Genomic DNA, 13205 nt, shown 5'->3' with positions numbered 1-13205 from the left:
ATTGATAGCAATGATCCGTTTATGATTCAGCAATAAGCTCATGAAGAATCTGCTTGTAGGTTTCTACCGTCTGCGCGCCTGTCACAGCACTCTTACGATTGAACACCACAGTAGGAACCGCAGAGATCCCCATGCGTTGCCATTCAAACTCTTGCGCTTCAATTTGCTTCAAGTTGTCGGTGTTCTTTAGGCGCTTCAGTGCCTTGGTTGAGTTTAGCCCAACCGCTTCAAGTTCTTGTGCCATGACTTCAAGGTCAGACAGGTCTTTCTGCTCTGTGAAGTGAGCAGTAAAGAAGCGTAGCTTTAACTCAGTCTGTTTACCGTGCGCTAGAGCAAAATCGAGCAGCACATGCATATGACGGGAATTAACCATTCTCATGCTGTCATAGAAGTTGAAATCGAACCCAACCGCTTTGCCACGAGCCGCTAGCTGTTCACGTGAACGTTGGCTCTCTTCCGCACTAGAACCGTATTTTCTCATGATATGGTCACGCAGGTTTTCACCCTCTTGCGGCATGTCAGGGTTAAGCTCAAACGGCTGCCATTCAAGTTCAATCTGGTCTTCTAAACCAAGTTCCGTAACGGCTTGCTCTAAGTTTTTGTAGCCGACCACGCACCAAGGGCACATTACGTCAGAAATAATATCGAGTTGAAGTTTCTTGCTCATCGTCATTCCAAATATCGTTGCTAAGGCGTATCCAATACAAAGTGAATACTCACCTTTCCTACTAGATTATCGTTCTACAACAGATTACAATAAAATGAACGATCGTTCAAATATCGATATCTTCCCTCCAGAATAACTCCAATTTCTCTCAATTAACCTTTGACTTAAAGTTAACTTTAAGTTGTAGAGTTATGCAAAACAGAGACTATGAGATAACGATATGAAGAGAAAAACACCACCCTACCTTACCGGACGCTTCTTTGATGGCATCAGCTCAGGGCTGTTTATGTTAGCACTGCCTTGGTTAATGCTAGCGACACCTAACATGGGGACTTTTGTCGCGCTGACCGCCCTGCTTTGTACCGTTACATCTTTTCTAATAACCCCGTATTTTTCTGCGTTGATCGACCGCCATTCTCGTAAACACATTCTGATCATCGCGCAGATAATTCAAGCTTCAACCGCATTTATTGTCGCTGCTATATACTGGTTCGGATTTGGTTCGATTATGGTGTTAGGCGCAGCTCAGCTGATTTTTTGGGTCTCGAGTAGCCTTGCATGGCACACCAACAACGCCTTTACGCAAGAGAATTACGATCACCACGAATACGCCAAAATCTCGAGCCACCAAGAAATTATTCTGCAGTCGACAACATTAGGTGCAGGGGCTTTGGGCGTTGTGCTATTAGAACAATGGAGCATCAATGAGTTTGCAATTTTTGCAGGTATTGCTTCCACTATTTCAGCTATCAGTTACCTAATGACTCCCTACAGAAGACGAATCAAGGACAGCGTAAACACACCTTTCAAGCAGCAGCTAATCGAGATTAAGGATGTATTTGCTCAGTCACCACAATTCTACGGATTCCTGATTGTTTCTTGTCTCTCATATCCGATGATGACTTTTTTAAGTCGATTGGTTCCTATCTGGTTTTCAGAGCTCAATGTGACCGGAGATTGGCTCGCGCTTTACAACATCTCACTCGGCATGGGTGCACTGATCATTGGCGTATCTTTACCATTAATTCTAAAGTCCGCGTCCCACAAAACAATCATCCAAATAGCCATGGTGATTATCGCCGTCTCTTTACTGCTTATGAGCCAAGTAGAAAACCCAGCGTATATCATTGTGCTGACATTCATCTTCGGGGCATTCAACGCGCTCAATAGAATCGCACGTACCAATTGGATGCACCACGCGGTGGCAATGAAACAGCGAGGAAGAGTGGATGGAGGGCTAGCCCTATTCGCCACACTCACACAAAGCCTAAGCTATGTGTTGATTGCGGTATTGGCGCACGCAGATGCCATTGTGTATGGTTTTACCATTGCAGGAATTGTGGTTCTAGCTGCTACATTTTGGATGAGTAAACTTGGTAAAAAAATCAAACCTGAATGTACGTTGGCGAATCAATGTTAAGACGGATTATAAAGTTCAGGCTCAGCAACAAAAAAGCCAACTCATATCCACGAGTTGGCTTTGATAAAAATCGGATTGAGCTTAACCACGTTACGCTAGCAGCTTCTCTAGCACTTGGAACACACCCGCATCGACGTTACTTGGCGCGCCAAAACGAGCGATCTCTTTCAACTTTGGGTGTGCATTTTCCATCGCGTATGAGTGGTAGCTCTCTTTAAGCATTTCCAAGTCATTCAGGTAGTCACCAAAACTCATGGTCTGCTCGTAAGTGAAGCCGAGTGTGTTTTGTAGATGTTTAATCGCCGCGCCTTTTGATGCCTCAGCGTTCATCACATCCAACCAAATTTTCGCACTGACAACCACTTGGTAGTTCTCACCAAACTTGGCATTGATGCTCGGGTTCACTTTCTCTTGTGAACCGTCAAAGTGACAGATAGCGACCTTGATGAAATCGTCTTCTACCGCCAGTAAGTCTTCTACTTGCTCACGGCGATGGTAGTACTTAGAGATCTCCGCTAGAGCACGCTCATCTTTGGTTTCAATGTATGCCGATTTCTTACCACATAGCACCACATGCGCGCCTTCAATCGCGCGAGCTTCTTTAATGATCTCTTTGATGGCATCGGTATCAAGTAAGCAACTGTAAAGCTCTTGGCCTTTGTGCATCACCAATGTGCCGTTTTCAGCAACGAACATCATGCGATCTTTTAGCGGAGCAAAAGTCTCTATCAGACTGTAGTACTGACGGCCCGATGCCGCAGCAAAAGTGATGTCTTGAGCTTCTAGTCGCTCATAAAGATTGAAGAATTCAGGGTCTAGCCTCCCGTGTTCATTAAGCAGAGTGCCGTCCATATCAGCAGCGATAAATTTGATGTTCTGTTGTGGCATTTCAGGGCTTACCTATAAGTAAATATTAAAGTGTAAATTATGATTTTTCGTTATCTTGTGTAACGGTTCTGCGTTCGATTATATCGTTAGAGTAGCCAATGAATGCAACGCTTTTCGGTCGATTTCTTTGTTTAAATCTAAGATCTTGTTTATGCGCAATAAGGGTGTGAAAACAGATAAGAAAGCGAGTATCAGCTTAATTATAACGACTGATTTAATATGCCAATTTAAGCCGACTTTTAAATTTCGCGTTGACCAATAAAAGAAATAGGCTTACTATCAATCGTCTTTTAACGATTAGTAGTAAGTGAGCCCACTAAGTATGACTGCAACATGCCAAGCAACAGATAGCTGTTCTCTACCTCTTCCGCCGAGTAATGCTGAAGCAGAAAAAGAGATGGCTGCGTTAGCAAAAGCACTCGCTCATCCAGCGAGAATTCGCATACTTAGTATCTTGTCCGCTTTAGAAAAATCGGGCGGCTGCTTGAACAGTGATCTGGTAAGTGAATTGGGTTTAGCTCAATCAACGGTATCAGAGCACTTAAGAATATTGAAAGCCTCAGGTTTTATTACGGCTGAGTCGATTCCGCCGAAGATGTGTTACCGCATCGACCGCGACAATATTCAACGCTTCGAATCGGTATTTAACAGTATTTTAAAATAGAAGTTCACGCTTGAATGATTGGCTTTAGTGGCCTTTACTTTTAAGCGTGTTTTTTTGCCACAACTAATCGTTTTTCGACGATTTACGATATCAACAAAGAGAGATTATCATGAAACCAAAGTTAGGTTTTCTAGATCGCTACTTAACACTGTGGATTTTTATTGCCATGGGCCTTGGTGTATTGCTTGGCACCCTATTCCCACAGATCGAACAGTGGAACGAATCTATGTCTGTTGGTACCACCAACATTCCGCTTGCGATTGGCCTTATCTTAATGATGTACCCACCTCTGGCTAAGGTTAACTACAACCTGCTCGGCACCGTGGTAAAAGATAAGAAAGCGATCAAGCTATCTTTGATCATGAACTGGCTTGTTGGCCCAATTCTGATGTTCGTATTGGCACTGACTTTCTTGGGTGACCACCCAGGTTACATGGTCGGCGTGATTCTGATTGGTCTTGCTCGTTGTGTGGCGATGGTTCTGGTTTGGAACGACATCGGCGGCGGTAACAAAGAGTACGGCGCGGCATTGGTTGCTCTAAACAGTGCATTCCAAGTGGTGAGCTACAGCTTTATGGCGTGGTTGTTCATCAGCGTTCTTCCACCAGTATTTGGTTACGAAGGCATGTTGGTTGATATCTCGATGATCGACATTGCACACAGTGTACTTATCTACTTAGGTATCCCATTCCTAGCGGGCTTCCTAAGCCGTAAGATCCTTGTGTCGATGAAAGGCGAGCAGTGGTACAACGACGTGTTTATTCCACGTATCTCTCCAATCACACTGATTGCTCTATTGACAACTATCGTTCTGATGTTCAGCCTAAAAGGCGAGATGATTGTTGAACTGCCAATGGACGTATTGTTGATTGCGGTTCCACTGACTATCTACTTCACAGCGATGTTCTTCATCAGCTTCTTCATTGGTAAGAAGATGGGTATTGAATACGACAAGAACGCATCAATTGCATTCACAGCGACAGGTAACAACTTCGAGCTAGCGATTGCCGTTGCTATCTCAGTATTCGGTATCAACTCAGACCAAGCGTTTGCCGGTGTTATCGGTCCACTGATTGAAGTACCTGTGCTGATTTACCTAGTGAACGTGGCACTTAAGATGAAAGACAAGTACTACAACGGTCAGACGGTTAAACCTAGCGTCTAGAACTAATAAAAATCAGTATCACTTTGAACAGAAAGGCTCACACGCTAAGCGGTGAGCCTTTTTTTGTTCATTTTCACCCAATTTAAGTTTCGTCCAGTTTTTTACGCTTCGTCTAGTAAGCCTTTCAATGCTTGTTCAAGCCAAAGCAAGGCTGGACCTTTTGAGCGTGTTTTAGACAGAACAAGATCAACGGGCGGCGACCATGTTTTGTGATCGAATGAGACATTAATCTCCACTAAACGCCGCTTATTCAGCTCCTCTTCGACAAGGTACTTGGGTAAGTATGCCCAGCCAATATCACTGCCAAGTACCATCTCTTTGATAACAATAAAGCTGTTTGACCACCACACCTTACCGGCAATCATCGGAAACTGATCCATCACCTTACCCTTGTCTCCCCTCAACACTAACTGACGATGTGGGAGTAAATCAGGGAGTTTCGCGACACCTGTTTTTGCGAGTGAATGACTTGGATGACACACAGCAATAAATGGTAAGTGACCAATAAAGCAAGGCTCAGAGCCGACATCAAAAGCCAAATTGGTAAACATCAATCCAATGTCGGCTCTCTCTTCAATAATTAACGGATTGACCTCTGTCGTGGTACACGCAACCAGTTCAACTTCAGTCGCAGGGAATTGTTGACTGAACTGACTAAGGATCTTAGATAGGTTCGGAACTAGCAATGAATCATCTAATGCAATTTTGATGAGCCCCTCTTCTCCGCTACCCATCGCACTAACCGTCACATTCAGATCTTCAACCTGCAGCACGATCGCTTTCACCTGTTTAAATAACTGCTCGCCCGCTTTGGTTAGTGAAGGCTTTCGAGTCGAACGATCAAAAAGCTCAACATTAAAATCTATTTCAAGATTACTGATGCCTTGGCTCACCGCCGACTGCACCTTACCCAATTGACGAGCACTGGCAGAAAATGACCCTAATTCAACGGCATACACAAACATTTTCAGCTGTTCAATGTTGTACATTCGGTTTCTCCCAAAACTTACTATCACTATATGTGATGATAACTATCTTTATATTATCACTTAAGTAGATATTATCTAGCCAAGTCATTAGCCCATCGGCGGCTATTTAATCGTAAAGAGAGTTAGAAAAATGTCACATAAAGAACGCATGTTGCACATGGTGCTATTTGAATTGGTTGCTTTGGTTTTGATGGCAGGGCTTGCAACCTATGTTACAGGAAATGGCGCAGGTGAAATGGCAGGCTTAGCGCTCGCAATATCATTGATAGCGATGGCTTGGAACTACGTTTACAACTATGGCTACGACAAAATTTACGGAACAGACCGAAGCAAAAGAACCACGAAAACACGTATCCTGCACGGATTAGGTTTTGAACTTGGCTTGATGACAGTGACTCTACCTGTCTTGATGTGGGTTCTACAACTCGACTTCCTAACCGTACTGATCATGGACATCGGCCTAGTGATTTTCTTCGTACTTTACGCGATTGCGTTCAACTGGGCGTATGACTCGGTTCGAGATCAATTGGTAGCGAAAGGAAAAGTGGCAGCTCTGGTTTAGAGCTGCATCCATTGAAATAAAAAGGGGCTAACTGGTAATCAGTCATCGTAAAAAGGAGAATAAATACGATGACCACATAAGCATAGACGGACGGGTCACATATCATAAAGTGTGTTAAATATCATCAAGCTACGTCTAATAATCCACCACTCACGAAGTAGCATCACAAATCCAAACATAAACTCCTCGTACCAGTTGTGCATCCGTTTACATACAGGTAGTTTTAGCGACCTCGAAACACATCCATTCGAACAATGACGTTCATGCGAGCGTCTTTTCCGAGCAAAAGTGTTCGGATTAACATTTCAAGTGACTTTAATTAACAATTTTATGCTCAAACGCTCACTTTTGATGTTCGTTTATTTTCGAGTTCGCAAATTTATGCACAATACGCGTGCTAGATAAGCAAAACTAAAAAGGACTCGAACATGACAACAAACAAACACCCTTCTTTATTTGGGCAATGCTTGGCTGAATTTATCGGTACAGGATTACTCATATTCTTCGGCGTTGGCTGTGTGGCAGCACTGGTACTAACCGGTGCAACATTCGGACAATGGGAAATCAGCATCATCTGGGGCTTCGGTGTTGCGATTGCAATTTACTGTACTGCCGGCGTGTCAGGCGCTCACATCAACCCAGCGGTGACGATTGCACTAGCAATGTTCCATGGCTTTGATAAAGCGAAAGTGCTGCCTTACATCATTTCGCAACTGCTTGGCGCATTCTGTTCTGCAGCACTGGTTTACAGCCTGTACAGTAACCTATTCACTGACTACGAAATCGCACACAACTTCGTTCGTAGCAGCCAAGACGCACTATCAACTGCTGGTATCTTCTCGACTTACCCACATGCTTCACTCTCTTTCTTCGGCGCTTTTGCTGTGGAATTCGTGATTACTGCAGTGTTGATGTTTGCCATCTTAGCGTTAGGTGATGAGAACAATGGCGCATCTCGCGGCGCAATGAACCCGCTACTTATCGGTATTCTTATCGCAGTTATCGGTGGTTCTTTAGGTCCACTGACTGGTTTTGCAATGAACCCTGCTCGTGACTTCGGACCAAAACTGTTCGCTTACTTTGCAGGTTGGGATTTCGCTCTAACAGGTGCTCGTGATATTCCTTACTTCATCGTACCAATCCTTGCTCCAATTGCGGGTGCATGTTTTGGTGGCTGGTTGTACCCACGTGTTATCGGTGCTTACCTACCTATTGAAGGCCAAGGCTGCACAATTCCAAACCAATGTGAAACAGAACAAGAAGCTGAACAAGCTCAAGCTTAATCACTAAGCGCCCCTACATTTACTAAAATATAAATAACAAAAGAAAAAGGATTCTTACCATGACCGAGCAAAAATACATTGTTGCCCTAGACCAAGGCACCACAAGCTCTCGCGCTGTAATCCTCGACCACGATGCAAACATCGTAAGCTCTTCTCAACGCGAATTTACTCAGATTTATCCTAAAGCCGGTTGGGTTGAACATGATCCAATGGAAATCTGGGCAACTCAAAGCTCAACATTGGTTGAAGCGCTTGCTAAAGCAGGCATCCGTAGCGATGAGCTAGCGGGCATTGGTATCACTAACCAACGTGAAACCACCATTGTTTGGAACAAAGAGACAGGCAAGCCGGTTTATAACGCAATCGTGTGGCAGTGTCGCCGCACAGCAGACATCTGTGAAGACCTAAAAGCACGTGGCCTAGAAGACTACGTACGTGACAATACTGGCTTAGTCCTTGACCCGTATTTCTCAGGTACCAAAGTAAAATGGATTCTAGACAACGTTGAAGGCGCTCGCGAAGACGCTGAAGCTGGCAAGCTACTGTTCGGTACGGTTGATACTTGGTTGGTTTGGAAGATGACTCAAGGACGTGTTCACGTTACGGATTACACTAACGCGTCACGTACTATGTTGTTCAACATCAACGACCTATGCTGGGATCAAAAGCTACTTGATGAAATGGGGATCCCGTCATCAATGATGCCAGAAGTGAAGCGTTCTTCTGAGGTTTACGGTCAAACAAACCTTGGTGGTAAAGGCGGTACTCGTATTCCAATCGCAGGTATTGCGGGTGACCAACAAGCAGCTCTTTACGGTCAAATGTGTGTAGAAGCAGGCCAAGCTAAGAACACTTACGGCACGGGTTGTTTCCTTCTAATGAACACAGGCCAAGAGAAAGTCACATCGAAAAACGGCCTACTAACAACACTGGCATGTGGCCCTAAAGGCGAGCCTGCATACGCACTGGAAGGTGCAGTATTCATGGGCGGCGCATCAATCCAATGGCTACGTGATGAAATGAAGCTACTGGCTGGCGCAGAAGACTCTGAGTACTTCGCAACCAAAGTAGACTCTTCAAACGGCGTTTACGTAGTCCCTGCGTTTACTGGTTTAGGCGCACCATACTGGGATGCTTACGCTCGCGGTACGATTGTTGGCCTGACTCGTGGTGTTAACTCTAACCACATTATCCGTGCAACCTTGGAAGGCATTGCTTACCAAACGCGTGACGTATTAGACGCGATGCAAGCGGACTCTGGCATCAAGCTAGCGAACCTACGTGTTGATGGCGGCGCAGTAGCGAACAACTTCCTAATGCAGTTCCAATCAGACGTGCTTGATACTGAAGTTCACCGTCCTGAAGTAACGGAAGTAACCGCTCTGGGTGCCGCTTACCTTGCTGGCCTAGCGGTTGGTTTCTGGGACAGCATTGACGAGCTTCAAGACAAAGCCGTTCTTAACCGCACCTTCATGCCACACCACGACGAAGAGAAGCGTAACCGCCGTTATAAAGGCTGGAAGCGTGCAATCAAGTGTGCACAGGTTTGGTCTGAGCTGCACGATGACGACGAAGAGTAATACTGAGTATTCAGCTCATCGTTAATCATTAATCGTTGACCTAGGAACTCGAGCAATCTCATCGATTAGATTGCTCGAACCTCAGCAAACGAAAGTAAAAAGAGCACTATTTTGTGCTCTTTTTTGCGTTTCAGGCTCAAATTCCACGTATTGACCAGCGTTTTTGCGGTTTAGACATGATTCCTTACCATCATTACTTCTCTCTTTTCATCAATTCGAGCACAATAGCGTGAGTTTATATTTTCGATTTTGACGCGCTAGAGCCCTTTGCGCGCAGGGAGTGGTAAGTTAAGTGAAGCAGATACCAAGACACCAGCAGATTGTAGATCTGGTAAAAACACAAGGATATGTGAGCACCGAAGAGCTCGTTGAAAAGTTCGATGTCAGCCCACAAACCATCAGACGAGACCTCAATGAACTGGCCGATAGCAACAAGATTCGTCGCTATCATGGTGGTGCTACCATTCCTTTAAGCTCGGAAAACACCTCTTATAACACGCGTAAAGCGCTTAACTTCAACGAAAAAGACGTGATCGCCGACGAACTGGTTAAGCACATCCCAGATGGTGCAACCCTGTTCGTTGATATCGGCACCACGCCAGAATCGGTGGCTCGTGCGCTCAATAAAAATCACAAACAATTACGAGTTGTCACCAACAACATTAACGTTGCCAGCATCCTTCTGCCGAACCCAGAGATAAAGGTTATCTTGGCCGGTGGCGAAGTACGCAACCGCGACGGCGGTATTGTTGGCGAAGCGACACTCGATTTTGTGAAGCAGTTCCGCCTCGACTTCGGTATTTTGGGTATCAGTGGAATCGATTTTGATGGCTCACTGCTCGATTTTGATTACCACGAAGTTCGTGTGAAACAAGCCATCATAGAAAACAGTCGCAGCATCTTCTTAGCCGTCGACCACACTAAGTTTGGCCGTAACGCGATGGTTAAGCTCGGCAATATCTCTCAAGCCCACATGGTATTTACCAATAAGCAGCCACCAGAAGAGATCCTCAACATCCTTAAAGATTCGGCAATACCATTAGAAGTGATCGATACCGCTCGTCCTATGAGCGAATAACTAAACATAAGAGCTCAGTGACGCCACTTTCTTAAATGAATCACCATTCTTTATAGAAAAGTTAATAAAGTAAAACTTGCTCGCTGTCACTGTCGCTTCTATGCTCGAATTAGTCTTATTTGAACCTCTGCTTTCATAAGCAGAGGTTTTTTTATGCCCAAATCACATAAAACGCGCATAAACGAAAATAATAAATGACCGCAAACGAAAGTTCATATAGGATTCAATTATGTTCTAAAATGCTCGTTCGCTCAGAAAGAGGTCAAAACCATGAGTGCTCAACAAAATAATTCAAACAACAGTACATCTTCCACTTTAGACTTGATCGTGATTGGCGGCGGCATCAACGGTGCAGGCATCGCGGCAGACGCATCAGGTCGTGGTCTAAACGTTGGCTTATACGAAGCAAATGATTTCGCATCTGCAACGTCTTCTGCCAGCTCAAAGCTTATCCACGGTGGCCTACGCTACCTTGAACATTACGAATTTCGTTTGGTTTCGGAAGCACTCGCTGAACGTGAAGTCTTGTTAAGAAAAGCGCCTCATGTTGCTCAACCAATGCGTTTCCGTTTGCCTCATCGACCATTTTTACGCCCAGCTTGGATGATTCGCTGTGGCCTATTCCTTTACGATAACTTGGGTAAGCGCACCACTCTTCCGGGAAGCAAGACAGTCAACCTAGCGAAATCGGGCCTACTGAAACCAGAAATGAAGACGGGCTTCGAATACTCAGATTGCTGGGTGGATGATGCGCGTATGGTGTTGCTCAACGTATTAGCAGCAAAAGAAAACAACGCAGAAGTACGTAACTACTGCCGTGTTGAAAAAGCGCACCGCGAAGGTGGTATTTGGCATGTGACGATCCTTGATGTGATGACAAACCAACGCTTTGAACGCAAAGCAAAAGCGCTTGTTAACGCGGCTGGTCCTTGGGTTAAACAGTTCTTTGATGATGGATTAGAGCAAGCTTCGCCTCGTAATATTCGTCTGATCAAAGGCTCACACATTGTTGTGCCACGCATTCATGACGAACCACAAGCGTACATTCTGCAAAACAAAGACAATCGTATTGTGTTCATGATCCCTTACCTAGATAAGTTCTCGATCATCGGCACGACTGACCTTGAATACAAAGGCGACCCACGTAACGTCGCAATTGATGATGTCGAAGTGGATTACTTGATTGATATTGTTAACCAGCACTTTGTTAAACAGCTTGGCCGTGAAGATGTAGTTTGGACATACAGTGGCGTAAGACCGCTTTGTGACGATGAATCTGATTCTCCACAAGCGATCACTCGTGACTACACGTTGGAATTGGACGCAGAACTGGATCAAGCGCCACTGCTTTCGATCTTCGGCGGCAAGCTAACCACTTACCGTAAGCTAGGCGAAGCAGCACTTAAGAAGTTAGAACCACACCTAACCAACATGGGTGCACCTTGGACAGCCAACAACACGCTTCCAGGCGGTAACTTTAGTTGCAGCAGAGAGCAACTTGCGAAGATGATCCACACTAAATACCCTTGGGCACCTGAAGCGCTATTGCTTCGCTACGTGACTCAATTTGGTACTTACACTTGGAAGCTACTGGAAGGCGCAAATAGCGAAGCAGACCTTGGCATCCAGTTCTCAAGCGAGGCGCATGGCGTTTATCAAGTTGAAATCGATTACTTGATCAATGAAGAGATGGCGATGACTGACGAAGACATCTTGTGGCGCAGAACCAAGCTTGGTCTGTACATGAGCGAATCCGAGCAGCAAGCGGTGACGGATTACCTGAAAGAGAAGCTACAAAGCAAGGTAGTGAGCTTTTCTCAGGTAGGCTAACCCCACCAGCCTAAACATGGTTCAAGAACATACTTAACAATGAAGCTTAGCGTCCCCCGCGCTAAGCTTTTTTATTGTCTGCTATTCCGCTCAACCGGAGACTTTGTTTACACCTCTATTTTCAACAAAAACTAAATAGTGTTTTATTAATCCCGTTGATTATCAACTTCACAAAAGGTTGCTATTCTTTATCTCAACGAAACAACACATTTAAAAACGCTCACCATGTCAGCGCTTTAATAAGGAATCTATTCCATGCAAAAAGTTATTCTGATCACAGGCTCTACCGATGGTATCGGCTTCGAAACGGCAAAAGTACTTGTTCAACAAGGTCACCACGTTTTATTGCATGGACGTAACCCAAGCAAACTCAAAGACGTAGAGCAGCAACTTGTGGCTATCTCTGCTGAAGCGAAAATTCAAAGTTACGTGGCAGACTTGTCTGTTCTGGCTGATGTGGATGCGTTGGCGGACGAAATAATTGCTGAGCACGATAAGATTGATGTACTGATTAACAACGCAGGTGTGTTCAACACTCCGAACCCGATCACTAAAGACGGGTTAGATGTTCGTTTTGTTGTGAATACCATTTCACCATACCATCTGACTAAACGTCTGCTACCTGTACTCGATGCATCTAGCCGAGTGGTGAACCTGTCTTCAGCGGCGCAAGCTGCAGTGAACATCGAAGCGCTAGAAGGCAAGAAGCCAATGTCTGATGGTGACGCTTACGCACAAAGCAAGCTTGCGATCACCATGTGGACTCGAGAGATGGCAAAAGAGTTAGGCTCTACGGGGCCAATGGTGGTTGCGGTCAACCCAGCTTCGTTACTAGGCAGTAAGATGGTGAAAGACGCTTACGGTATTGCAGGCGGCGACCTAAGCATCGGTTCTGATATTCTGGTTCGCGCATCATTGTCTGATGAGTTCGCACAAGCGAGCGGTCAATACTTTGATAACGACAACAACACGTTTGCAAACCCACACCCAGATGCGATTTACGGCGATAAGTCACAGCAAGTTGTCGCTAAAATTGAAGAGATCATCAAAGCGACGCTTTCTTAATCGCGACGACTCAT

General features: G+C 45.0%; 12 protein-coding genes. 9 read left to right on the top strand and 3 right to left on the bottom strand.

The genetic code is table 11. The annotated features are described in order from the left end of the window. Nucleotides 1-19: 19 nt before the first annotated feature. The gene (locus tag OCV20_RS25040) at nt 20-667 is read right to left on the bottom strand and encodes a DsbA family oxidoreductase (RefSeq protein WP_086774022.1); all 648 of its coding nucleotides are present in this window, start codon (nt 665-667) and stop codon (nt 20-22) included. A gap of 220 nt (nt 668-887) precedes the next feature. Here OCV20_RS25040 and OCV20_RS25035 point away from each other — a divergent pair, with 220 nt between their 5' ends. Continuing rightward, complete coding sequence (locus tag OCV20_RS25035; RefSeq protein ID WP_086774023.1) at nt 888-2087, top strand: MFS transporter; 1200 nt, start codon at nt 888-890, stop codon at nt 2085-2087. A gap of 90 nt (nt 2088-2177) precedes the next feature. On the opposite strand, the gene OCV20_RS25030 is transcribed toward OCV20_RS25035, so the two are convergent. Continuing rightward, complete coding sequence (locus tag OCV20_RS25030) at nt 2178-2975, bottom strand: Cof-type HAD-IIB family hydrolase (protein WP_086774024.1); 798 nt, start codon at nt 2973-2975, stop codon at nt 2178-2180. A 322-nt stretch (nt 2976-3297) separates the two neighbouring features. On the opposite strand from OCV20_RS25030, the gene OCV20_RS25025 reads away from it, so the two are divergent. Both OCV20_RS25025 and arsB read left to right on the top strand, forming a co-directional pair. Next, the gene (locus OCV20_RS25025) at nt 3298-3639 is read left to right on the top strand and encodes an ArsR/SmtB family transcription factor (protein WP_048610478.1); all 342 of its coding nucleotides are present in this window, start codon (nt 3298-3300) and stop codon (nt 3637-3639) included. Nucleotides 3640-3748: 109 nt separating this feature from the next. Further along, nucleotides 3749-4804, top strand: a complete 1056-nt coding sequence (gene arsB / locus OCV20_RS25020) for an ACR3 family arsenite efflux transporter (protein WP_086774025.1) — start codon at nt 3749-3751, stop codon at nt 4802-4804. A gap of 101 nt (nt 4805-4905) precedes the next feature. On the opposite strand, the gene OCV20_RS25015 is transcribed toward arsB, so the two are convergent. After that, on the bottom strand, nt 4906-5793 hold the full coding sequence (locus OCV20_RS25015; RefSeq protein WP_086774026.1) for a LysR family transcriptional regulator: 888 nt from the start codon (nt 5791-5793) through the stop codon (nt 4906-4908). A 130-nt stretch (nt 5794-5923) separates the two neighbouring features. Here OCV20_RS25015 and OCV20_RS25010 point away from each other — a divergent pair, with 130 nt between their 5' ends. From OCV20_RS25010 to OCV20_RS24985, 6 genes are all read left to right on the top strand, one after another. Continuing rightward, entirely contained in the window at nt 5924-6355 is a 432-nt protein-coding gene (locus tag OCV20_RS25010; RefSeq protein ID WP_048610473.1) for a PACE efflux transporter, read from the top strand. A 428-nt stretch (nt 6356-6783) separates the two neighbouring features. Then, nucleotides 6784-7638: an MIP/aquaporin family protein gene (locus tag OCV20_RS25005; protein WP_048609888.1), complete on the top strand. Its 855-nt coding sequence runs from the start codon at nt 6784-6786 to the stop codon at nt 7636-7638. Between the two features lie 59 nt (nt 7639-7697). Next, entirely contained in the window at nt 7698-9218 is a 1521-nt protein-coding gene (gene glpK, locus OCV20_RS25000) for a glycerol kinase GlpK (RefSeq protein ID WP_017064019.1), read from the top strand. 292 nt (nt 9219-9510) lie between these two features. Continuing rightward, nucleotides 9511-10296 carry a DeoR/GlpR family transcriptional regulator gene (locus OCV20_RS24995; protein ID WP_017096306.1) on the top strand — a complete coding sequence of 262 codons (786 nt, stop codon included), beginning with the start codon at nt 9511-9513 and terminating at the stop codon, nt 10294-10296. 270 nt (nt 10297-10566) lie between these two features. Beyond that, the gene (gene glpD, locus OCV20_RS24990; protein ID WP_050643413.1) at nt 10567-12126 is read left to right on the top strand and encodes a glycerol-3-phosphate dehydrogenase; all 1560 of its coding nucleotides are present in this window, start codon (nt 10567-10569) and stop codon (nt 12124-12126) included. A 255-nt stretch (nt 12127-12381) separates the two neighbouring features. After that, complete coding sequence (locus OCV20_RS24985) at nt 12382-13191, top strand: SDR family NAD(P)-dependent oxidoreductase (RefSeq protein WP_086774027.1); 810 nt, start codon at nt 12382-12384, stop codon at nt 13189-13191. Nucleotides 13192-13205 lie beyond the last annotated feature (14 nt).

Origin of the sequence: Vibrio coralliirubri, from assembly GCF_024347375.1 — a bacterium.
GTDB classification, from domain to species: domain Bacteria; phylum Pseudomonadota; class Gammaproteobacteria; order Enterobacterales; family Vibrionaceae; genus Vibrio; species Vibrio coralliirubri.
The sequence above is the reverse complement of the archived record's forward strand: the minus strand, read 5'-3'. Positions and strand labels throughout refer to the sequence as shown.

Bases quoted from the DNA above. Each gene is read 5' to 3' on its own strand.
- OCV20_RS25005 (WP_048609888.1), top strand. From the start codon at position 6,784: ATGACAACAAACAAACACCCTTCTTTATTTGGGCAATGCTTGGCTGAA.
- OCV20_RS25030 (WP_086774024.1), bottom strand. From the start codon at position 2,975: ATGCCACAACAGAACATCAAATTTATCGCTGCTGATATGGACGGCACT.
- glpD (WP_050643413.1), top strand. From the start codon at position 10,567: ATGAGTGCTCAACAAAATAATTCAAACAACAGTACATCTTCCACTTTA.
- OCV20_RS25025 (WP_048610478.1), top strand. From the start codon at position 3,298: ATGACTGCAACATGCCAAGCAACAGATAGCTGTTCTCTACCTCTTCCG.
- OCV20_RS25010 (WP_048610473.1), top strand. From the start codon at position 5,924: ATGTCACATAAAGAACGCATGTTGCACATGGTGCTATTTGAATTGGTT.
- OCV20_RS25035 (WP_086774023.1), top strand. From the start codon at position 888: ATGAAGAGAAAAACACCACCCTACCTTACCGGACGCTTCTTTGATGGC.
- OCV20_RS24985 (WP_086774027.1), top strand. From the start codon at position 12,382: ATGCAAAAAGTTATTCTGATCACAGGCTCTACCGATGGTATCGGCTTC.
- OCV20_RS25040 (WP_086774022.1), bottom strand. From the start codon at position 667: ATGAGCAAGAAACTTCAACTCGATATTATTTCTGACGTAATGTGCCCT.
- OCV20_RS25015 (WP_086774026.1), bottom strand. From the start codon at position 5,793: ATGTACAACATTGAACAGCTGAAAATGTTTGTGTATGCCGTTGAATTA.
- arsB (WP_086774025.1), top strand. From the start codon at position 3,749: ATGAAACCAAAGTTAGGTTTTCTAGATCGCTACTTAACACTGTGGATT.
- glpK (WP_017064019.1), top strand. From the start codon at position 7,698: ATGACCGAGCAAAAATACATTGTTGCCCTAGACCAAGGCACCACAAGC.